This is a genomic window from Pseudomonas sp. GW821-FHT02C04, assembly GCF_059421845.1.
In genome coordinates this window covers 1067273-1087365 of the sequence record NZ_JBWKVT010000001.1, presented here as the reverse complement: position 1 = coordinate 1087365, position 20093 = coordinate 1067273, and the positions used below count along the sequence as shown (strand labels likewise).

16 protein-coding genes are annotated in these 20093 nt (G+C 61.3%); 1 reads left to right on the top strand and 15 read right to left on the bottom strand.

Annotated features, from left to right (window positions below):
* Positions 1 to 15: 15 nt before the first annotated feature.
* Genes AC07VV_RS04935 through arnB form a run of 9 tightly spaced genes read right to left on the bottom strand, consistent with a single transcriptional unit; the run spans position 16 to position 10429 of the window.
* Positions 16 to 1614 carry an ArnT family glycosyltransferase gene (locus AC07VV_RS04935; RefSeq protein ID WP_495035508.1) on the bottom strand — a complete coding sequence of 533 codons (1599 nt, stop codon included), beginning with the start codon at positions 1612 to 1614 and terminating at the stop codon, positions 16 to 18.
* Positions 1611 to 2990 carry a UDP-glucose dehydrogenase family protein gene (locus AC07VV_RS04930; RefSeq protein ID WP_096821463.1) on the bottom strand — a complete coding sequence of 460 codons (1380 nt, stop codon included), beginning with the start codon at positions 2988 to 2990 and terminating at the stop codon, positions 1611 to 1613. The genes AC07VV_RS04935 and AC07VV_RS04930 overlap by 4 nt, the downstream gene beginning before the upstream one ends.
* Positions 2987 to 3400, bottom strand: a complete 414-nt coding sequence (arnF, locus tag AC07VV_RS04925) for a 4-amino-4-deoxy-L-arabinose-phosphoundecaprenol flippase subunit ArnF (RefSeq protein ID WP_102620032.1) — start codon at positions 3398 to 3400, stop codon at positions 2987 to 2989. Before arnF ends, AC07VV_RS04930 begins: the two co-directional genes overlap by 4 nt.
* The gene (gene arnE / locus AC07VV_RS04920) at positions 3397 to 3741 is read right to left on the bottom strand and encodes a 4-amino-4-deoxy-L-arabinose-phosphoundecaprenol flippase subunit ArnE (RefSeq protein ID WP_423203520.1); all 345 of its coding nucleotides are present in this window, start codon (positions 3739 to 3741) and stop codon (positions 3397 to 3399) included. Before arnE ends, arnF begins: the two co-directional genes overlap by 4 nt.
* Positions 3738 to 5387: a lipid IV(A) 4-amino-4-deoxy-L-arabinosyltransferase gene (gene arnT, locus AC07VV_RS04915; protein WP_495035507.1), complete on the bottom strand. Its 1650-nt coding sequence runs from the start codon at positions 5385 to 5387 to the stop codon at positions 3738 to 3740. Before arnT (AC07VV_RS04915) ends, arnE begins: the two co-directional genes overlap by 4 nt.
* On the bottom strand, positions 5384 to 6268 hold the full coding sequence (gene arnD, locus AC07VV_RS04910; protein ID WP_495035506.1) for a 4-deoxy-4-formamido-L-arabinose-phosphoundecaprenol deformylase: 885 nt from the start codon (positions 6266 to 6268) through the stop codon (positions 5384 to 5386). The genes arnT (AC07VV_RS04915) and arnD overlap by 4 nt, the downstream gene beginning before the upstream one ends.
* Positions 6268 to 8259 carry a bifunctional UDP-4-amino-4-deoxy-L-arabinose formyltransferase/UDP-glucuronic acid oxidase ArnA gene (arnA, locus tag AC07VV_RS04905; RefSeq protein WP_096821459.1) on the bottom strand — a complete coding sequence of 664 codons (1992 nt, stop codon included), beginning with the start codon at positions 8257 to 8259 and terminating at the stop codon, positions 6268 to 6270. Before arnA ends, arnD begins: the two co-directional genes overlap by 1 nt.
* Positions 8256 to 9284 carry an undecaprenyl-phosphate 4-deoxy-4-formamido-L-arabinose transferase gene (arnC, locus tag AC07VV_RS04900; protein WP_495035505.1) on the bottom strand — a complete coding sequence of 343 codons (1029 nt, stop codon included), beginning with the start codon at positions 9282 to 9284 and terminating at the stop codon, positions 8256 to 8258. The genes arnA and arnC overlap by 4 nt, the downstream gene beginning before the upstream one ends.
* Positions 9281 to 10429, bottom strand: a complete 1149-nt coding sequence (gene arnB, locus AC07VV_RS04895) for a UDP-4-amino-4-deoxy-L-arabinose aminotransferase (RefSeq protein ID WP_096821457.1) — start codon at positions 10427 to 10429, stop codon at positions 9281 to 9283. The genes arnC and arnB overlap by 4 nt, the downstream gene beginning before the upstream one ends.
* 372 nt (positions 10430 to 10801) lie before the next feature.
* On the opposite strand from arnB, the gene AC07VV_RS04890 reads away from it, so the two are divergent.
* Positions 10802 to 11740 carry a site-specific integrase gene (locus AC07VV_RS04890; protein WP_495035504.1) on the top strand — a complete coding sequence of 313 codons (939 nt, stop codon included), beginning with the start codon at positions 10802 to 10804 and terminating at the stop codon, positions 11738 to 11740.
* A gap of 7 nt (positions 11741 to 11747) precedes the next feature.
* Here AC07VV_RS04890 and AC07VV_RS04885 read toward each other — a convergent pair whose 3' ends face one another.
* From AC07VV_RS04885 to pmrG, 6 genes are all read right to left on the bottom strand, one after another.
* Positions 11748 to 12806 (bottom strand): ABC transporter ATP-binding protein, encoded by a 1059-nt coding sequence (locus AC07VV_RS04885; RefSeq protein ID WP_102620027.1) that lies wholly within the window; start codon positions 12804 to 12806, stop codon positions 11748 to 11750.
* Positions 12803 to 14398 carry an ABC transporter permease gene (locus tag AC07VV_RS04880; RefSeq protein WP_495035503.1) on the bottom strand — a complete coding sequence of 532 codons (1596 nt, stop codon included), beginning with the start codon at positions 14396 to 14398 and terminating at the stop codon, positions 12803 to 12805. The genes AC07VV_RS04885 and AC07VV_RS04880 overlap by 4 nt, the downstream gene beginning before the upstream one ends.
* A gap of 3 nt (positions 14399 to 14401) precedes the next feature.
* A complete protein-coding gene (locus AC07VV_RS04875) occupies positions 14402 to 15415 on the bottom strand; it encodes an iron ABC transporter substrate-binding protein (RefSeq protein ID WP_096821454.1) in 1014 nt (337 codons plus the stop codon).
* A 202-nt stretch (positions 15416 to 15617) separates the two neighbouring features.
* Complete coding sequence (locus tag AC07VV_RS04870; protein WP_495035502.1) at positions 15618 to 17147, bottom strand: ArnT family glycosyltransferase; 1530 nt, start codon at positions 17145 to 17147, stop codon at positions 15618 to 15620.
* A complete protein-coding gene (gene arnT, locus AC07VV_RS04865; RefSeq protein WP_495035501.1) occupies positions 17144 to 18856 on the bottom strand; it encodes a lipid IV(A) 4-amino-4-deoxy-L-arabinosyltransferase in 1713 nt (570 codons plus the stop codon). Before arnT (AC07VV_RS04865) ends, AC07VV_RS04870 begins: the two co-directional genes overlap by 4 nt.
* A 281-nt stretch (positions 18857 to 19137) precedes the next feature.
* Positions 19138 to 19791, bottom strand: a complete 654-nt coding sequence (gene pmrG, locus AC07VV_RS04860; RefSeq protein ID WP_495035500.1) for a lipopolysaccharide core heptose(II)-phosphate phosphatase PmrG — start codon at positions 19789 to 19791, stop codon at positions 19138 to 19140.
* Between the last annotated feature and the right edge of the window lie 302 nt (positions 19792 to 20093).

The following is a 20093-nucleotide window of genomic DNA, read 5'->3' as shown; positions in this document are numbered from 1 at the left end:
AGCCTTCAACGAGGTCTACAAGGGTTTCAGGTACAACAGCACGTAATCGTTCTTGTCGAAACGCCCGGTCAATACCGGTTGCAGGCCGGCCAGCGGTGTACCTTGCAGCGATTGCAGGTCCTTGCTGTCCATGATCAGCCAGGCCGGGCCCTTGAGCGCTTCCAGTTGCTGGGCGGTTTCGGTGAACTGCGGTTGCAGGTCCTGTTCGACGTTGACCATGAACTTGATCGCCTTGGCGTCCTTGCCCATGCCGTGCAGCACCAGCGGCGCCGGGTTCTGTTGAACCTGAGCGAACGCAGCACGACTGAAGGCACGGGTGTCGTAGAGATCACGTTCTACCGGTTCGAACACCGCCGCATAGACCGTCCACAACGCCAGCACCGAGCTCAGCGCCATGACTTCGGCACGCCAGCGAGGTTTCCACAGTCGGGACAACGCCAGCAGTTGCAACACGCCCAGCACGATCATCACCGGCATGACACCGGTCAGCACGCCCGGAAACCTGCGCTGCGCCGCCAGCAAGGCAACCATCAGCAGCGCCGGCGTCAGTAGCCACAGCCCCTGAATGATCCCGCGCAACCAAGCGAACACCCGACCGTGAGCCACCTGAAACGGATACGCCGCGATGATCGCCGCCATCGGCAACATCGGTAGCAGGTAACGCGCCTTCTTCGCCTGTGGAATCGACAGACCGACCATGACGATCAACCCGGCCGCTGCGCAATATTGCACCAGCCGCAAGGCCGGCCCGCGCTGATGCGGTTTGCTCAGCCATGCCGCCGCCAGCACCAGCAGTGCCAGCGGATACGCCAGCGCGTAGTTGCCCAGCGAACTGGTGAAGTAATACAGCGAGCCGCTGACGCCCTCACTGCCATCCATGCGCCCCATGAACTGCATGCGGATCACGTCTTGCAGAAAGGCCTCGCCACCGCTGAGCTTGGCCAGCCACAACAGCAGACCGACGCACGCGGCGAGCAGGATCGACGCCAGCACACCGAACACGAACAGCCGTGCCCATTGGCGGTTGAGCAGGTAATAGCTGCAGAGCATGCCGGTCGGCACCACAAGGCCGATCGGCCCGCGAATACCGAAGCCCAGCAACAACAGGGCAAAGATCAATGGCCAGCGTCGGCCGGAGCCGAAATGGTCGTGTGCGTAGCCCAGGTAGAACACCGACAGCGCCACGGCAGCCAGCATCAGGTCTTGCGACACCGCCCGGACTTCCGTGACGAAGGTGCTGGTGAGCATCAGCAGCGCAATGCTGACCAGTGCCCAGCGTAGCGAATGCACCGCCAGCAAGCGGTACATCAACGTCACGATCACCGCACCGGCGATGGCGCTGGGCAGCCACGCCGTCAGCGTATTGATCGCGCCGAAGGGCAGCGACAACAGCCAGATGAACAGCGTCGAAACCGCCGAATAATCGGCGTACGGCTGGCCATACGTGGTCGGGAATACCGTCGGCCCGTGTCTCAGCATCTCCTGGGCAAACAGTACAAAACGTGAATCGAAGCCAATGGGTGCCTGTCCGTAAACCCCGGCGATAAACAACAACAGTGCCAGCAGCCCTGCGATCAGGGACTGCTGGCGGATGGCAGGCGACAACGGGATCAAGCGACGTCCGCAGTGTTAGGCCATTGTTGCAGCGGGATCGGCAATTTGCGCGAGTCCCCACGGCCGATCGGGAAGTACTTGAAGCCATTGCGTGCCAGGCGATCGGCGTCGTACAGGTTACGGCCGTCGAAAATCACCGGGTCCTTGAGGCGTTGCTGGATCAGGTCGAAGTCCGGGGCCTTGAACTGCTGCCATTCGGTGCAGATGATCAGCGCGTCGGAACCGGACAGTACCGATTCCGGGGTGCCCATCAGCATCAGCTTCTCTTCGTTCGGGTACAGATGCTGGGTTTCCTGCATCGCTTCCGGGTCGAAGGCGCGAACGCTGGCGCCGGCGGCAAACAGCGAATCGAGCAGTACGCGGCTAGGTGCGTCGCGCATGTCGTCGGTGTTCGGCTTGAACGCCAGGCCCCACAGGGCGAAGGTCTTGCCGCGCAGATCACCTTTGTAGAAGGCATTGATGCGGTCGAACAGCTTGTGCTTCTGACGCTCGTTGATCGCTTCGACCGCTTGCAGCAGGTCGCTGGAGCAATGGGCCTGTTCGGCACTGTGGATCAGCGCGCGCATGTCTTTGGGGAAACACGAGCCACCGTAACCGCAGCCCGGGTAGATGAAGTGGTAACCGATGCGCGTGTCGGCGCCGATACCCTGGCGAACCGACTCGATGTCCGCGCCCAGGTGTTCGGCCAGCTCGGCGATCTGGTTGATGAAGCTGATCTTGGTCGCCAGCATGCAGTTGGCGGCGTATTTGGTCAGTTCGGCGCTGCGCAGGTCCATGAACATGATGCGGTCATGGTTGCGGTTGAACGGCGAGTACAGGTCGCGCATCACGTCGCGCACGTCATCGCCTTCGCAGCCGATGACGATACGGTCCGGACGACGGCAGTCGGAGACCGCCGAACCTTCCTTGAGGAATTCCGGGTTGGAGACGATATCGAACTGCAGTGCGCGCCCGGCCTTGTCCAGCGCGGCCTGAATGTGCGCACGCAAGGTGTCGCCGGTGCCGACCGGTACGGTGGATTTCTCGACCAGGATCAGCGGCTGTTCACGATGACGAGCGACGGCATCGCCCACCGACAGCACGTATTTCAAATCGGCCGAGCCATCCTCGCTGGACGGTGTGCCCACGGCAATGAACGCTACGCGACCGTGCTGTACGGCAAACTTTTCATCGGACGTGAAGTGCAGGCGGCTGGAGTCCAGGCCTTCACGGACCAGGCTCGACAGCCCCGGTTCGAAAATGCTGACGTGACCCTGGCTGAGCAGTTCGACCTTCTTCTGATCGATATCCATGCACACGACATCATGGCCGACCTCGGCCAGAACCGCGGCTTGCACCAGGCCGACGTAACCGCTTCCAAATACTGTGATTTTCATGGAGCACTCCTCAAATCGGGCGCTTTTGCCGGACGAGTGTTGATAGTGATGACGCCGAGCATGACCAGTGCCACGCCCAGTGATTTGGTAAAACTGAAGGATTCGTTGAACAGCGGCAGACTGGCCGCCAGCAGATACACCAGCGCGTAGCTGATGCTCAGCAGTGAATAGGCCCGGCCCAGCGGCAGGTCGCGCAGGGCGGCGAGCCAGCAGAGCATCGACAGCGCATAGGCGAGAATGGCCGTGAACACCACCGCCAGCGCCGTCAGATCGACGTTGCCGGTGGTCAGCGCGGACAACCATTGTTCAGGCTGCGGCAGGCGCGTCATGCTCCAGCGCATGCCCAGTTGGGCGCCGCTGACCAGCAACACGCTGCCAAGGGCGAAGCCGATGCCGCGTCCCTGGCTCATGACTGTTGCCCCAGCAGTGCCACGCCGCCGATCACCAGTGCCACACCGATCCAGTGCTGGCGGTCGACCGGTTCGCGAAACACGAAACGCGCGATCAGCGTAATCAGTACAAAGTTGAGGCTGAGCATCGGGTAAGCGATGCCCACTTCAAGGCGTTGCAGCACCAACAGCCAGACCAGCAGGCCCGAGCCCAGTGCGAACAGGGCCAGCCACAGCCACGGCGAGCGCAGTTTGTCGGCCCAGGACGAGTCGACCCCGCGCCAGCTCTCCACCGCATACTTTTGCGCGACCTGGCCCAGGCACGTCAGCAGACACGCGGTCAGCAACAGCAACCAACTCATGACGGATCCTTGGGCAGAACCATGATCACCAGGTTGCCCTGCTCATAACGAGTGCCGTCCTTGGGCAGCAGGTCGACTTCGTGCAGTTCGTCGTCGCCCTTGACCCGCATGACCACGCCGACCGAGCCGGTGCGGCGGGCATCACGCACCCACTGCTGGACTTCATCGGTGGTGATCCGCTGTTCGGCGCCTTCAGGGTAGGACAGGCCATATTTCAGCTCGCCCACGGTGTTGTACAACGCCACCTTGGGTTGCTTCAGGCGCCAGGCCAGTGCCGAGGCGGCACCGAGATCGTTGCTCAGCAGGTGAGTGGTGCCGGACAGTTCATCGAGGTGATGCAGGATGAACTGGTCCGGGGTCTTGTTGGCCACCACGGACTTCGGCAGCGCGGCCGGCAGCACACCGATCAGCAGCAGGCTGCCGAGGGCCGGAGCCGCCCAGCATTGCAGTGGCAGAAACGCCTGCGCCAGGTTGGCGATGATCCAGCCGATCAGCGCAATGAACACCAGCACCATGCTGTGCAGTTCGTGGTCGTACACCGGTTTTTTCAATTGCAGGTAAACCAGTGCGATCAGCGTGATGACGCCCAGCACCAGGTTCAGCAGACCATTGACGCTCAGTGCCCGACCTTGTTCCAGACGCAGACGGTCGGCCAGTGCATGACCCAGCAACAGCGCCAGTGGCAGCAGGCACGGCAGGATGTAGGTCGGCAGCTTGCCGTTGGCCAGGCTGAAAAACGCCAGCGGCATCACCAGCCACAGCAGCAGGAAGGCAATGCCCGGTTGGGCACGGGTCTGCCAGGCCTGTTTGAAGGCCGGCGGCAGCATGCCGACCCATGGCAGGCTGAACGCGACCAGCAACGGCAGGTAAAACCACCACGGCGCATCGTGCTGAGCGTCGTCACCGGCAAAGCGGCGGATGTGTTCGTGCCAGAAGAAGAACCGCCAGTAATCCGGTTCCTGACTGTGCACGGCCAGCACCCACGGCAGGCTGACAATGATTGCCACGGCAATCGCCACCGGACCGTAGATCAGCAGTTCACGCCAGCGCTTCTGCCAGAGCATCCACGGCAGGGCGATCAGCACCGGCAGCAGCCAGGCGAGAAAACCCTTGGTCATGAACCCCATGCCGCAGGCCAGCCCCAACACGGCCCAGCTGATCACACGCTGCCGGGTGCTGCGACTGTCGACGGCAAACCACAGGGCGACGAGGCTCAGGTTGACCCAGAAGGTGAACTGCGGATCGAGGTTGGCGTAACCGGCCTGGCCAGCGACGACGGTGAAGCTCATGTAGAGGAGGGCGCAGATGAAGCTTTTGCGCGGTTCGTTCCACAACCGACGGGCGACCAGGAAGCACAACAGCACACTCAATCCGGTGCTGAGGGCCGAGGCGAAACGCACACCGAACAGGTTCTGCCCGAACAATTCCTGGCCGAGCGCGATCATCCAGTAACCGGCAATCGGTTTCTCGAAATAGCGCAGGCCCATGAAGTGCGGGGACACCCAGTTGCCGCTCAGCAGCATGTCCTGGCTGATCTGTGCGTAACGGGTTTCATCGGGAATCCACAAGCCATGCGTGCCGAGCGGCAGCAGGTAGGCCAGCAGAAAAAGTCCGATCAGCAGCGGCAATGCCCAGCGTTTGCTCATGCGCCTTGCACTCCCAGCCAGCCTTCACGGCCTTCGAGGGCGCCACGTTGCACACGGCCGACAGGCAATGTGTTGAGAAACTCGGGCAACAGGTCGCCCAAAGGCTTGAACTCGATGTTTCGCTGGCGTGCATCGGCCAGCAATCGACGAAACTCTTCGGCCATCAGAATCCCTTCTACTTCGGCATGAATGGTGTAGTTGTTGAGGTTGTCCGGGCGGAACCGGTCAAGGATGAAGGCGTTGAAGTCCTTCGCGGCTACGGTCGGGCCGACCACCTCGTCGAAGGTTGGCATGTCCACCGGAATCTGCGGCGCACCCACCGAACCATCGGCCAACAGTGGTCGAAACAACTGTTGCCCGCGGCAGTCGCTGTTGTAGCGAAAACCGAAGGTCTCCTTGGCTTCGATCACGCGTTCGTCCGCACGCCAGCCGGCGGCGGCCGAGCACTGGATCTTTTCGCCGATGATGTCGCTCAGGGTGTCGACGCCGCGACGGATCTGTTCGATCAGTTGCGCGTCGCTCCAGGTGCCGGCATTGGCCTGCCAGCCATGGTGATCCCAGGCGTGCAGGCCGACTTCATGACCGGCGTCCCGGGCCTGACGCATCAGGTGCCCGAGATCGCGACCGATCGGCTTGCCGGGCCAGGCGGTGCCGGCCAGCAGAATGTCCCAGCCGTAAAGGCCGGCAGCATTGGAACGGAGCATTTTCCAGAGGAATTGCGGGCGGATCAGGCGCCACAGATGTCGGCCCATGTTGTCCGGGCCGACACTGAAGAAAAACGTTGCCTTGACCTGCGCTTCGTCGAGGATTTCCAGCAGCCGAGGCACCCCTTCACGGGTGCCTCGGTAGGTGTCGACATCGATACGAAGACCTGCCTGCATTAACGCTTGTCCGCGATTTCGAGCATGGCTTCACGCAGGAAGAAGTCGAGCGTGTTGCCGATGGTCTCGCGCATTTCCACGGTCGGCTCCCAGTTCAGCAGGCGCTTGGCGTTGGCGATGCTTGGCTTGCGGTGTTCCACGTCCTGATAACCGGCACCGTAGAACGCCTTGCTTTCCACGTCGCGGAAACCGGCGAACGGAGGGAAGTTGGAGCGCAGCGGGTGAGCTTCGAACTGACGCAGCAGTTCTTCGCCCAGTTGACGGATGCTGGCTTCGTTTTCCGGGTTGCCGATGTTGATGATCTGACCGTTGCAGACATCGTTGTCGTTATCGATGATGCGGGCTAGCGCTTCGACGCCGTCAGCGATGTCGGTGAAGCAGCGTTTCTGCTCGCCGCCGTCGAACAGGCGGATCGGCGTGCCTTCCACCAGGTTCAGGATCAGCTGGGTGATGGCGCGGGAGCTGCCGATACGGGCCGAGTCCAGACGGTCCAGACGCGGACCCATCCAGTTGAACGGACGGAACAGGGTGAAGTTCAGGCCCTTGGCGCCGTAAGCCCAGATCACGCGGTCCAGCAGTTGCTTGGAGACCGAGTAGATCCAGCGCTGCTTGTTGATCGGGCCGACGATCAGGTTCGAGCTGTCTTCGTCGAAGTTCTTGTCCTGGCACATGCCATAGACTTCGGAGGTCGACGGGAAGATCACGCGCTTGTTGTACTTGACGCAGTAGCGAACCAGTTTCAGGTTCTCTTCGAAGTCCAGTTCGAACACGCGCAGCGGGTTGCGGGTGTATTCGATCGGCGTGGCGATGGCCACCAGCGGCAGGACCACGTCGCACTTCTTGATGTGGTACTCGATCCACTCGGAGTGAATGCTGATGTCGCCTTCGACGAAGTGGAAGTTCGGGTGGTCGCGCAGACGGGAGATGGCGTCGGAACCGATGTCCAGGCCATAGACTTCGTAGCGGTCGTCACGCAGCAGGCGCTCGGACAAGTGGTTGCCGATGAAACCGTTGACGCCCAGGATCAGCACGCGGGTGCGGCGTGGTGCACGGCCGGACTCGGCGCCGCGCAGCAGCGAACCGTCCACCAGACCCAGCTCGTTGGCCAGTTGCGGACCGCTCAGGTACAGGCCGTTGTCGTTGCGCTGACCGGCGTTGATCACCAGCGAGTCTTCACCGCAGGCGATGCGCAGCGGATCGACGCTGATCACGCGGCCAGGGGCCTGACCGTCGTTGCCCTTGACGACTTCGGCGCTCCAGACGATCAGCTTGTGCTCGCCCACGGCGCAGAAGGCGCCCGGGTATGGGCGGGTCACGGCGCGAACCAGGTTGAACAGCTCTTCGGCCGGTTTTGCCCAGACCAGCTTGCCGTCCGCAGGCGTGCGGCGGCCAAACACGGTGGCCTTGGATTCGTCTTGCGGGGTTTCGGTGATCTTGCCTTGCAGCATGTTCGGCAGGGTGTCACGCAGCAGGTCGCTGGCAGCGGTGCGCAGTTTGGCGTGCAGGCTCAGACCGGTATCGCTGCGCTCGATGGCGACGCGTTGCTGGGCGACGATGGCGCCGGCATCAGCGCGTTTGACCATGCGGTGCAGGGTAACACCGGTTTCGGTTTCGCCGTTGACCAGCACCCAGTTGGCCGGTGCGCGACCACGGTAGCGTGGCAGCAGCGAGCCGTGCAGGTTGAACGCACCTTTTTTGGCGAGGGCCAGCAGCGGCTCGCTCAGCAGGTTGCGGTAGTAGAACGAGAAGATGTAATCCGGGTCGAGCTTGGCAATACGCTCGATCCACAGCGGGTGGTTGGCGTCTTCCGGCGCGTGAACCGGGATGCCCTTGTTGGCGCACAGTTGCGCAACCGAGGCGTAGAAGGCGTTTTCCTTCGGATCATCGGCGTGAGTGAACACTGCTGCAATGTCGTAGCCGCTGTTCAACAGGGCTTCAATGCCGGCGCAGCCAATATCGTGGTAAGCGAAGACAACGGTTTTTGCACTCATGAGAGAACCTGATCGGAAGTGGAATTGGAATTGGAAGTGAGGCCATCAACGGTGACGACAGGTGCCGGGGAGGCCGGCTGGCTGCGCAACACCTTTTCAATGAAAAAGCGCGGGCGGGCTCGCACATCGCTGTACATGCGCCCCAGGTATTCACCCAGCAGGCCCATGCCGATGAACTGGCCACCGGTAAACACGAACAGCACCGCGAACAGTACGAAAGTGCCGTCGCCGGCCCAGCCCGCGCCGAACGCCAGGCGCAGGATGATCAGCGCAACGGCGAACAGCACACCCAGACCGGCCATGGCGAAGCCGACGATGCTCAACAGACGCAACGGCGTGGTGGTCATGCAGGTGACCAGATCGAACATCAGGTTGATCAGGCGCATCGGGCTGTATTTCGAATCGCCGTGTTCACGCTCGGCGTGGGCCACGACGATTTCGGTGGTGTGACGGGCGAAACTGTTGGCCAGGATCGGAATGAACGTGCTGCGTTCGCGGCAGGCGAGCATCGCGTCGATGATCGTGCGGCGATAGGCGCGCAGCATGCAGCCGTAGTCGCTCATGGCCACGCCAGTGGAGCGTTGCACGGCGAGGTTGATCAGCTTCGACGGATAGCGGCGCAGGGCCGAATCCTGACGGTTACCGCGCACGGTGCCGACCACGTCGTAGCCTTTTTCGGCTTCGGCCACCAGACGCGGGATTTCTTCCGGCGGGTTTTGCAGGTCGGCGTCGAGGGTAATCACCACGTCGCCCTTGCATTGTTCGAAGCCGGCCATGATCGCCGCGTGCTGACCGTAGTTGCGGTTGAGAATGACGGCTACGAACGGGCTGTTTTCACGTCCGGCGGCTTCCTCGAGCATGTTGGCCGATTCATCGCGACTGCCGTCGTCGACCAGCACGATTTCGTAGTCATGTTTGAGTTGGGCGCAGGCCGCCTCTGTGCGCCGAAGCAGCTCAGGCAGACTGTCCTCTTCGTTGTAGACCGGGATGACGATCGACACGCATTTTATCGGGTAAGGTCTCACGAGCGTTTGTCCATAAGGGTGGCGATGGCACCGACAACACGATCCAGATCCTGGTCGGTCATGTCGGGGAACAGCGGAATCGAGCACAGCCGCGCCGAGTTCCATTCGGTGTTGGGCAGATACAGATCTGGGTCACGCTGGCGATACCAGGTGTGCAGGTGGGTGGCAATGAAGTGGATACCGGTGCCGATGCCTTGCTCCTGCAAACCCTTCATGAAGGCTTCGCGATCCATCCCGCAGCGTTCGCTGTCGATGCGCAGGATGAACAGGTGCCAGGCGTGCTGCTGGGCGTACTGCGGCACGGCCAGCGGTTGCACCGGCAGACCTTCGAGTTTTTGCAGGTATTGGGTGGCCAGTTCAGTACGGCGGGCGTTGATGGCGTCCAGACGCTGCAGTTGCACCAGGGCAATCGCGGCGTTGATGTCGGACAGGTTGTATTTGAAGCCGGGTTCCATGACCTGGGCCTGCGGTTTGCGGCCACCGGTCAGACGGTCGTAGGCATCGACGCCCAGACCGTGGAACTTGAGCATGCGTACACGGGCGGCCAGGGCTTCATCGTCGGTGACGAACATCGCGCCTTCGGCGCAGGTCATGTTCTTGATCGCGTGGAACGAGAAGATCGCCGTGCCGTGGGAGCCGACGTGGCGGCCCTTGTAGCGGGTGCCGGCAGCGTGGGCGGCGTCTTCGATGACTGCGATGCCGTGCTTGTCGGCCAGGGCATACAGCGGATCGAGATCGAACGCGGCACCGGCGTAATGCACGGGAATGATGGCTTTGGTACGCGGCGTGATGGCGGCTTCGATGCGGGCGGCGTCGGTCATCAGGGTGTCGCGGTCGACATCGACGAACACCGGCGTGGCGCCGAGCAGGGAAATCATGTTGCCGGTGGAGACCCAGGTCTGCGAAGGCGTGATGACTTCATCGCCAGGGCCAATGCCCAGGGCCAGCAGGGTGATGTGCATCCCGCCGGTGGCAGACGACAGTGCAACGGCGTGCTTGCAACCCACGTACTGCGCGAACTGTTCTTCAAGTGCCTGGTTTTTCGGCCCGGTGGTGATCCAGCCTGAACGCAGTACCTGTTCGACGGCCGCAATTTCCTCATCGCCAATACTCGGGCGGGAGAAGGGGAGAAACGCCTGACTCATGGACACCTCATTGCGATAAAAATGGACAGATCCATCTGTTCATCGGATCCAATCCCAGCGTAGACGCAAAAAACGGGTTTTGCATCAACGAGTTGCTGGAGCAGCAAGACGTCGGGGGTTGGTTGACTTTTCAGGCGTTGCCCGGCAGGTTGGGCGGTACCGACTGAGGACCTATCCACCTAAGGTTATTCCCGATTTTGTGAAAGGAATATGAAAAACCGGTCGGTGAATCGTTTATCTGGAATTCATACAGCCGCTGTTCAGACTTCTGCGGTTTTATCGGAAAAGTCCTACTACAAGACTCTTCTTTACATCAAGTTCATTGCAGTTGTTAGTTGTTGTGCTGGACTGTTTTTACTCAAGGCCTTTCGTTTGAGCAGCTTATCCGTTACCCCTTCAGAATCCATCAGAAGTAACCCTTTGTCCTTGTATCTGGCGCGTTTGGCACCTTCCAGCCAACTCACCATGCGTTACGTTTTGCAGGATGCCGCCGACCGTCTCGGCTTTGAAGACATGAATGTCGAGGACATTCCGTGGCACGCCTTACAACCCGAAGATGTTGTGGCGTTAGTCGCGGCATTGCGTGCAGACAACTATGCCCCCAACACCTCTTCACTTTATGTAAATGCCATTCGCGGCGTGATGAACGAAGCCTGGCGCATGAGCCTGATCACTCAGGATCATCTTTTGAAGATGCGTTCGGTCAAGGGCATCGCCGGCACGCGACTGTCTCAGGGGCGCAATCTGAAGCGCACGCTGATTCACGAATTGATGGAAGTCTGCGCCGCCGACCCGCGCCCGCAGGGGCTGCGTGACGCGGCCGTGATTGCGCTGTTGTACGGCACCGGCATGCGTAAATCCGAGTCGGTGGATCTGGATTTGAACCAGGTGGATTTCACTGAACGCAGCCTGTGCGTCAATGCCAAGGGCAACAAGCAACTGATCAAATACGCACCGGCCTGGGCGTTCGCCAAACTCAATGCCTGGCTGGAGTTTCGCCGTTCCGAACTCAAGGAAGGCGAAAGCGACGATACGTTTCTGTTCAATCGCATCCGCCGTGGCAGCCACATCACCCGCGAGCGCATCACCAAACACGCGATCTATTACATCGCCCGCCAGCGCGGCACGCAGGTCGGGGTGAAGATCATGCCCCACGATTTCCGCCGTTCATTCATCACCCGGGTGATCGAGGAGCACGACCTGTCGATTGCCCAGAAACTGGCGCACCACAGCAATATCCAGACGACCGCCAACTACGACGTGCGCGACGACAACGAGCGGCGCCGCGCCGTGGATCGTTTCGATCTGTAGCTGAACGTCAGGACGCTTCGAAGACGTGGGCGGCCCCAAGTATCGACAGTTGCACGGCGCTGCCGGCCGGTGGCGCGTGCATCCCGGTGCTGCGAACGAGTAGTGAGCGGCCGGCTTCTTCGTTGACGCTGGCACACAGTTCGACCGTCAGGGTGCAGGTGTTGCCGCCGAAGTCGCGTTCGGTGACGACGGCATTGCAGCCCTCCGAGTCGGCGGGAAGGTCGGACAGCTGAAGCTGTTCCGGGCGCAGCATGATCTGCGCCGGGCCGGAGAAGCCGTTGCTGTTCACCGCGATCCGTCCCAGATCGCAATGGGCCCAGCCGGCCTCGATCCGCGCCGGCATGACCACCGCTTCACCGAGAAAACGTGCGGTCTGCTCGTCGTCCGGATAGCGGTAGAGGTCCATCGGATGCCCCGATTGCACCAGTCGTCCGTCACGCATGACGGCCAATTGGTCGGCAAACGACAGCGCTTCGCTTTGGTCGTGGGTGACCAGAATCGTCGTCACACCGGCCTCTTCGAGCAGGCGGGCGACCATTTTGCGCATGGCGCCGCGCAGGCCGGTGTCGAGGGCGGAAAAGGGTTCATCCAGCAGCATCAGGCGTGGTTGCTGGGCCAGTGCGCGAGCGAGCGATACCCGTTGCTGCTGGCCACCGGATAATTCATGAGGCCAGCGCGCGGCCATGTTGGCGTTCAGGGCCACGCTGTCCATCAGCGCCTGAATGCGCTCGGTTCTGGCGCTGCCGGTCTCGCTGAGCCCGAAACCGATGTTGTCCGCCACGGTCATGTGCGGAAACAGCGCGCCATCCTGCGGTACATAGCCGATCTGCCGCTGGTAGGCGGGCACGGCGTGGGTGCTGTCGACCAGCGTCTGGCCGTTGAGCGTCAGGCTGCCGGCATCGGGAAATTCGAACCCGGCGATCATTCGCAGCAGCGTGGTCTTGCCGGAGCCTGACGGGCCGACGATCACGGTGCGGCTGCCCGTCGGGACGGACAGGTTGATGGTGTCCAGCGCCGTTTGCGCGCCGAAGGATTTGCTGAGATTGATGATGTCGAGAGCGTTCATCGGCCGGCACTGCGCCTGGATTGGTGATAGAGGATGGCCGTGAGCGGCAGCGAAAGCACCACCATCAGCAGGGCGTAAGGCGCTGCGGCGGCGTAGTCGATTTCGCTGGTCATGGCCCAGAAACCGGTGGCCAGGGTGCGCGTGCCATTGGGCGCGAGCAACAGGGTTGCGGTCAATTCATTGGTGATCGCCAGGAACACCAGCGCGGCACCCGCTGCCGCACCGGGCGCGGCCAGGCGCAGGGTGATCAGCCACAAGGCGCGCAGGGGCGAGCGACCGAGGCTTTGCGCGATGTTTTCCAGCTCCACCGGCGCCTGGGCGAAACCGGCACGCAGGCTGACCAGCGCTCGCGGCAGGAACATCAGCAGGTACGCCAGCAGCACGGTGATGGTGGTCTGGTAGATCGGCCGGGCGAAGTGGATCGTCACGGTGACCAGCGCCAGTGCCACGACAATCCCCGGCAGAGAACTGGTGATGTAGTTACAGCCTTCAAGCAGACGCTGCAGCTTGCCGGGCGCGCGGATCGACAGCCAGGCAATCGGAATCGCCGCAAGGCTGGTCAACAGCGCCCCGGCCACGCCGAACGACAGGGTCTGAAGCAGCGCCGGCAACAACTCTTCGCCTTGCCAGACCTCGGCGCCGCCGGCGATCAGCCACTTGCCCAGCGTCAGCATCGGGACGCCGAGGGCCAGCAGGCAAGTCAGGACTTGCAGGCACAGGCCCAGCGTGGCGGTGCCACGTTTTAGGCGCACGGTCCGCTGTTCGCGGGCGCTGCCGGAACCGACCCGGGCATAACGTGCCTGGCCTCGGGCGCTGGATTCAACGGTCAGCATCGCCAGACAGCACAACGCCAGAACACTGGCGAGCATGTTGGCGGCCGGACCGTTAAAGGTGGATTTGAACTGATCGAAAATGGCGGTGGTGAACGTATCGAAGCGGATCATTGCGTACAGGCCGTACTCGGCCAGCAGGTGCAGACCCACCAACAGCGCGCCGCCACAGATCGCCAGCCGTAATTGCGGCAAGACCACCCGGAAGAACACGGCCCACGGTTTCAGACCGAGGGATTCGGCAACGTCTTCAATCGCCGGGTCGAGGCGACGCAATGTCGCCGCAATCGGCAGATAGAGGAACGGAAAATAGGCGATCACCGACACCAGCACGCCGGCTGGCAATCCATTGATCGACGGAATCAGGCTGACCCACGCGTAACTGTGCACGAACGCCGGTACCGCCAGCGGCGCAACCGCCAGCAGTGACCACAATCGCCGACCCGGCAGATTGGTGCGTTCGGTCAGCCACGCGAGAGTGGTGCCGAGCACAATGCAGATTGGCAGGGTGATCAATACCAGCAAGACGGTGTTGATCAGCAGTTCGGCTACTCGAGGGCGGAAGATCAACGCTTCGATGGTCGCCCAACCGGTGTACCACGACACGCCGATGACAAAGCCGATCGGCAGTAACGACAGCAGTGACACACCGATCGCCAGCACGACCACCCAAGGGCTCCCGCGACCGTTGAGGGCGCGGGTCCTGCGTGAAAGGTTGGCGGGGGGCGCCGCAGCGATCCCCGCCGGTAAAGTTTCAGGCATCAATTACAGCAGTCCTGCCTGGGTCATCAGTTCGACGGCTTTCTTGCTGTCGAGCTTCGATGCGTCGACTTTTGGCGCGTCCAGATCCTTCAACGGCACCAGTTTGGCGTTGGATGCTGCGTCCTTGCCCACGGCGTATTCAAAGGAGTTGCCGGTGCGCAGAACTTCCTGGCCCTGCTTGCCGGTGATGTACTGGAGGAATTTCTGAGCCTCGTCCTTGTGCTTGCTGGACGCCAGCACGCCACCGCCGGAAATGCTCACGAACGCGCCCGGGTCCTGATGCTTGAAGTAGTGCAGGGCGGTGTTCTTGCTGTTTTCGCCGGTCTTGGACTGATCGACGAAGTAGTAATAGTGATAGATCACGCCGCTGTCGATCTGCCCGGCATTGACCGCTTTGAGCACGGAGCTGTTGCCACGGTAGGCGGTGAAGTTGGCTTTCATGCCCTTGAGCCATTCAAGGGTGGCGGCTTCGCCTTTCTGTTCCAGCACGGCGGCAACGATGGCCTGGAAGTCCGCGCCGGCAGGCGAGGCAGCCCAGCGGCCTTTCCAGGCTGGGGAGGCGAGGTCCGTCAGGGATTTTGGCAGGTCTTTTTCCGCCAGTTTCGCCGGGTTATAGACGAATACGGTGGAGCGAGCGGCGATGCCGACCCATTGGCCGTGCGCCGGACGATAGGCTGCGCCCACTTGTTCAAGTGTGGCCGGTGCTACCGGAGCGAACAGCTTGGCGTTGTCCACCAGCACCATGGCCGGGGAGTTTTCCGTCAGGAACACGTCTGCCGGAGAGGACGCGCCTTCCTGCACGATCTGGTTGCCCATTTCCGTGTCGTCGCCGTTACGGATCGTGACCGGGATCCCGGTTTCTTCGGTGAAGCCGGCGACCCACGCCTTGGTCAGGGTTTCATGCTGGGCGTTGTAGACCACGATGCCAACCGAGTCGGCGGCAAACACCTGGCCGGCAGCCAGCAGCGCCGTCGCCAGAGCAGCGTGCTTGAGAAAGGACGGAATGGATGAACTCATGACGGGGCAGCTCCTGTTTTTTAGACGTTATGGGCAACCGTTCGCGGGGAGATTTCAATGCGAATGATTTGCATATGTTGGCTGGCTGGCAATGTAGAGAGGTAAATGAGAAAAAAACGTCAAACAAACCGTTAATACATGTCATTGCCATTCAGGTTAGCAGTCACTTGGCGGGGACGCCGGGCGAACCCGGCGTTGTCTTTCAGGAGCCTTGGGGGAGGTAGGCGACGCTTTGATCCTCGCGGCCGTGGAACACTTGTTCGCCGCGGGTCGGGGTGGTGGTGATGACTTGATGGTCGCGACCGAGCTGCTCGAGTGGCACCGGATCACCGGTACGGTACTGGGCGACAAAGATGGTCCGTTGCGGATCCCAATGCCGGCCGCTGGTGCGCTCCAGCCACTCGAACATCGCGGCGGCATCGCCATCACGGGGGAAATCCCGGGTTTCCGGCACGTAGTAGAACGGTGCACCGCCAGTCTGCAGGTACATCGGCACTTTGTTGTCCACCTCGACCATGACCATGTGCCACTGACTCAATGGCGCCTTTTGGCTGGCTTGCAGGCGCACGGTCTCGCCGAAACGGATCGCGCCGCCACCGCTGTTGGTCCACGGGTAAAGCACGCCGAGAATGCCGAGCAGCAGGACAGTGGCCACACCGAAACCGATTTTCAGGCCACGCCCGCCGAACGGGCTTTCGGCATTGCGCGCCGCCATGCGCCGGGTGATCCACCAGGCCCCGAGCAGTTGCGCGAACGGCACCAGCGGCAGCACGTAGTAACTGCGCCGACTGCCGCTGGCCGTGAAGAACAGCATCAACAACCCCAGGCCCTGAATCAGCCAGCGGGTGTCCGGTTCGATGTGTTTCCAGTTCCGCGCGGCAACCCACAGGGCGATGATCCAACACGGCGCCCAGGGCAGGGTATACACCGGCAGATACAACAAATAGGTGTAGATCGGGCCGATGTTGTCGAACGGCTGGAAAAACCGCACGACGTTTTCCCGCAAGACCAGCCCCAGGCCGCTTTCCCCGTAGTTCGGCGCGCCGTAGAGATGGGACAGCAGGAACGGCGTCATATAGAACGCCCCGGCAACCACCAGCGCCGCAAGCAGGCGCAGGTTGAGATGGCGCTTCCAGCGGCCTTCATTCAACAGGTGCGGCAACAGCACCAGCCCCGGCAGGATGAAGCCGATCAGGCCTTTGAACAGCGAAGTCAGGGACAGCAAAACGCAGAACACTAAATAGCGTGAAAACCGAGTGTCATCCGGCCCGCGCCAGTACCACCAGACCGCCGCCAACACGCCGCACACGGTCAGGATGTCAGCCGTGGCGACCCGTGCCCAGAACACGAAATAGAACGTGGTCGCCAGCATCCAGCCGGCGATCAGTCCCGTGCCTTTGCGAAACAGGCGCTCGCCCAGCAGGTACACCAGCCAGACGCTCAACCACGCGGACACCACCGAAGACAGTCGCAACGACCAGTGATCCAGGCCTCCGGTCAGCCAGGCGGTGGCGGTGATCAGCCAATACGACAACAGAGGTTTGTCGTAGTAGGGATCGCCCTTGAGGTACGGGTCGAAGTAATCGCCGCTTTGCAGCATCTGCAACGCGATGTTGGCCCAGCGGGTTTCCGCGCCCCAGAGCTCGCGGCTGCCCAGGCCGAGCAGCAACATCAGGGCGCTGGCCGTCAGCAGGAGCAGCAGGGCGCCCCGTTCATTGTTGCGCAAGGTCATGGCTGGCTCTGCGGAAAGATGAAGATCTGCAGATTGCCGCGACGGTAGTGCTTGCCGTCCACCGGCAGCAATCCGACTTCCTGCTCTTCCTGCGTACTGTTGACGCGCAAGACCACACCGACCGCGCCTTTCTTACGCGCTTCGGTCATCCATTGGCCGACACCTTCCATGCTGACTTTTCGCGCAGCCATGGCTGGATCTTCCAGGCCGTATTTCAGTTCACCGATGGTGTTGAACAGATCCACTTGCGGCCGTTTCAAACGCCACGACAGCGCCGAGGCAGCGCCCAGGTCGTTGCTCAGCAGGGACGCGGTTTCACTCAGTTCCTGTTGATGTTCGGCAATGAACTGGTCAGGCATCTTGCTGTTGACGATCTGTGCCGGCATGGCCGCAGGCAGCAATGCCACCAGCAGACCGATGCCCAGCGCCGGCATCGCCCACAACGTCAATGGTCGCAGCACCTGCAAGGCGTTGGCGATGATCCAGCCCACCAGCACGATGTACACCAGCGACAGGCTGAACATCTCGGTGTTTTCGTAGATTTCCTTGGTCGCTTGCAGATAAAGCAGCGCCACCAGCGCAGCGCTGGCGATGACGGTGTTGATCACGCCGTTCAGGCGCAGGACGCGGCCACTGTGCTGATCCAGCCAGTTGACCACGGTCTGCCCCATCAACAGCGCAACGGGAAGCAGGCACGGCATGATGTAGGTCGGCAGTTTGCCGCTGCTCAAGCTGAAAAAGGCCAGTGGCAACAGGAACCACAGCGCCAGGTAAGCGGTTTTCGCCTCACGCTTTTCACGCCAGGTGCGCAGGAGCGTCGAAGGCAGCAGCACGGCCCACGGCAGAGTGGAGGCGAACAGCAGCGGCAGATAGAACCACCACGGGCGAGCATGTTGCGCGGCATCGCCGGCGGCAAAGCGACGGATGTGTTCGTGCCAGAAGAAGAACCGCCAGAAGTCAGGTTCCCGGTAATGAACAGCCAACACCCACGGCAGGCTGATCAGCACGCAAACCACCACGGCGACCAGTCCGTAGCGCACCAGTTCGCCGAAGCGGCGTTGCCAGATCATGTAGGGCAGGGCGATCAGTACTGGCAGCAGCAAGGCCAGAAAGCCCTTGGTCATCAGGCCCATGCCGCACGCCACACCCAGCAGCGCCCAGCCACCCAGGCGGGCGCGGGGCGTACGGCTGTCGATAGCAAACCACACGGCCACCATGCTCAGGTTGACCCACAAGGTGAACTGCGGATCGAGGTTGGCATAACCTGCCTGACCGGCAATCAGCCCGAAACTCATATAAAGCAGGGCGCTCGCGGCGCTGATGCGCGGGTTGTTCCAGAGCCGGCGGGCCATCAGGTAGGTCAGCCAGACGCTGGCGCCGGTACTCAACGCTGAAGCGATTCGCACGCCGAACAGGTTGTCACCGAAGATCGCCTGACCGATCGCAATCATCCAGTAACCGGCGATCGGCTTCTCGAAATAACGGATGCCCATGAAGTGCGGGGCCACCCAGTTGCCGCTGAGCAGCATTTCCTGGCTGATCTGACCGTAGCGGGTTTCATCGGGGATCCACAGGCCGTGAGTCATCAACGGCAGCAGGTAAAACACCACGAAAGCCAGAATCAGGCCGGGGATGGCCAAGCGTTCGAAAGTCGTGGTTGGGGGAAAATGACGGGCAGCGTGTCGCAGCGGGTTGTTTTCAGACGTCATGACAGAGCCTTGGTACCGAACGAAGTTCTTGTGTCGATGACCTGCCCGGCGCGTTCCTGAGCGGGCGTGTCATCGTGTTGAATGAATGCAGGTGTCGGGCGTTTCCTGTATCCAGAGAACTGTCGTACCTCCAGGCCGAAGTTCTCGCGATAAAGCCAAGCTTAAAAAAAACAGTTGTCCAGTAAATCGGGGGCAGATACATCTCTCATTACAAAATAATGAAAACTGCGCTTGGCTAGTTGAAAAAAGTTCAGCCTTGCCGGCCCGATCCAACTAAAGCATTAATGACTATTGAGTTGGGACCAGGCGTCGGCATTCATGATGCCCAGCACTTTAAGTTGGCCCTTGTCATCGATGCGAACAAACAGGGTGCTGCTGTAATCGGCGGCGATCGCGTGGGGGAAACCGGTCTGTTTTTCAAAATCGCTGATGCAGCCGCTGTGGGTGACCAGCACCAGATTGCGTTGCGCCACCTTGTGCGCCACCACGTCGTTGCGCAGTGACGAACCACAGGACTCAAGCCAGATCTGGGCGGCGGCGTCCTGCCCGAACATGGCACGTGCCGTTTGCACGGTACGGGTCAGCGGGCTGGTGAACACCTGAGCCTGCTGCATGCCCAGTGCCACGAAGCCTTTGCCCACCAGTGCGGCCGATTCGTTGCCGGCCTTGGTGATGCCGTCGGCCGGGCCCAGGCAAAGATTGTCGGAACGGTCGCAACGTTCGGCATGACGCACCAGAGCAACGACTTCGCCGGCCTGCCAGGCCTTGGTCAAATCAGCCTTGGCCGCATGTCCGGCCTGGCCCAGATCGATGGGCGAACGGGTCATCCAGACAAAGCCGCTGACCAGCGCGATGGACAGCAACGAACCGATGATGGTCAGCAGTCTTCCAAGTCGCAGCGTCCGGCGTTGTTTATATGTCGCTGTTAATTGCATCTGTCGCTCCACGGCATGCCCCTTGACGTCGCAGGCGAGATTGGCCGGCGATTTAACCAACTTTTATAGTTGTGAACTTGAATATTGGCTGAACATTACGTTTGTGCACGTTGGGGGGCAGTGAAGAACATGTGAAAAATTTGCGAGAGTTGAAACTGCACAATTAATCGGGTGTTTGATAACCAGACTCAAATACCCTTTTTTTACCGGCCTGGCTTAACAAATGTTTATGTTTGCGGTGAAGCTGCGAAGGTTCGGTCAATGTCGCGGCGCTCGCCTGTTTTTGACCGCGAAGTCTGAAA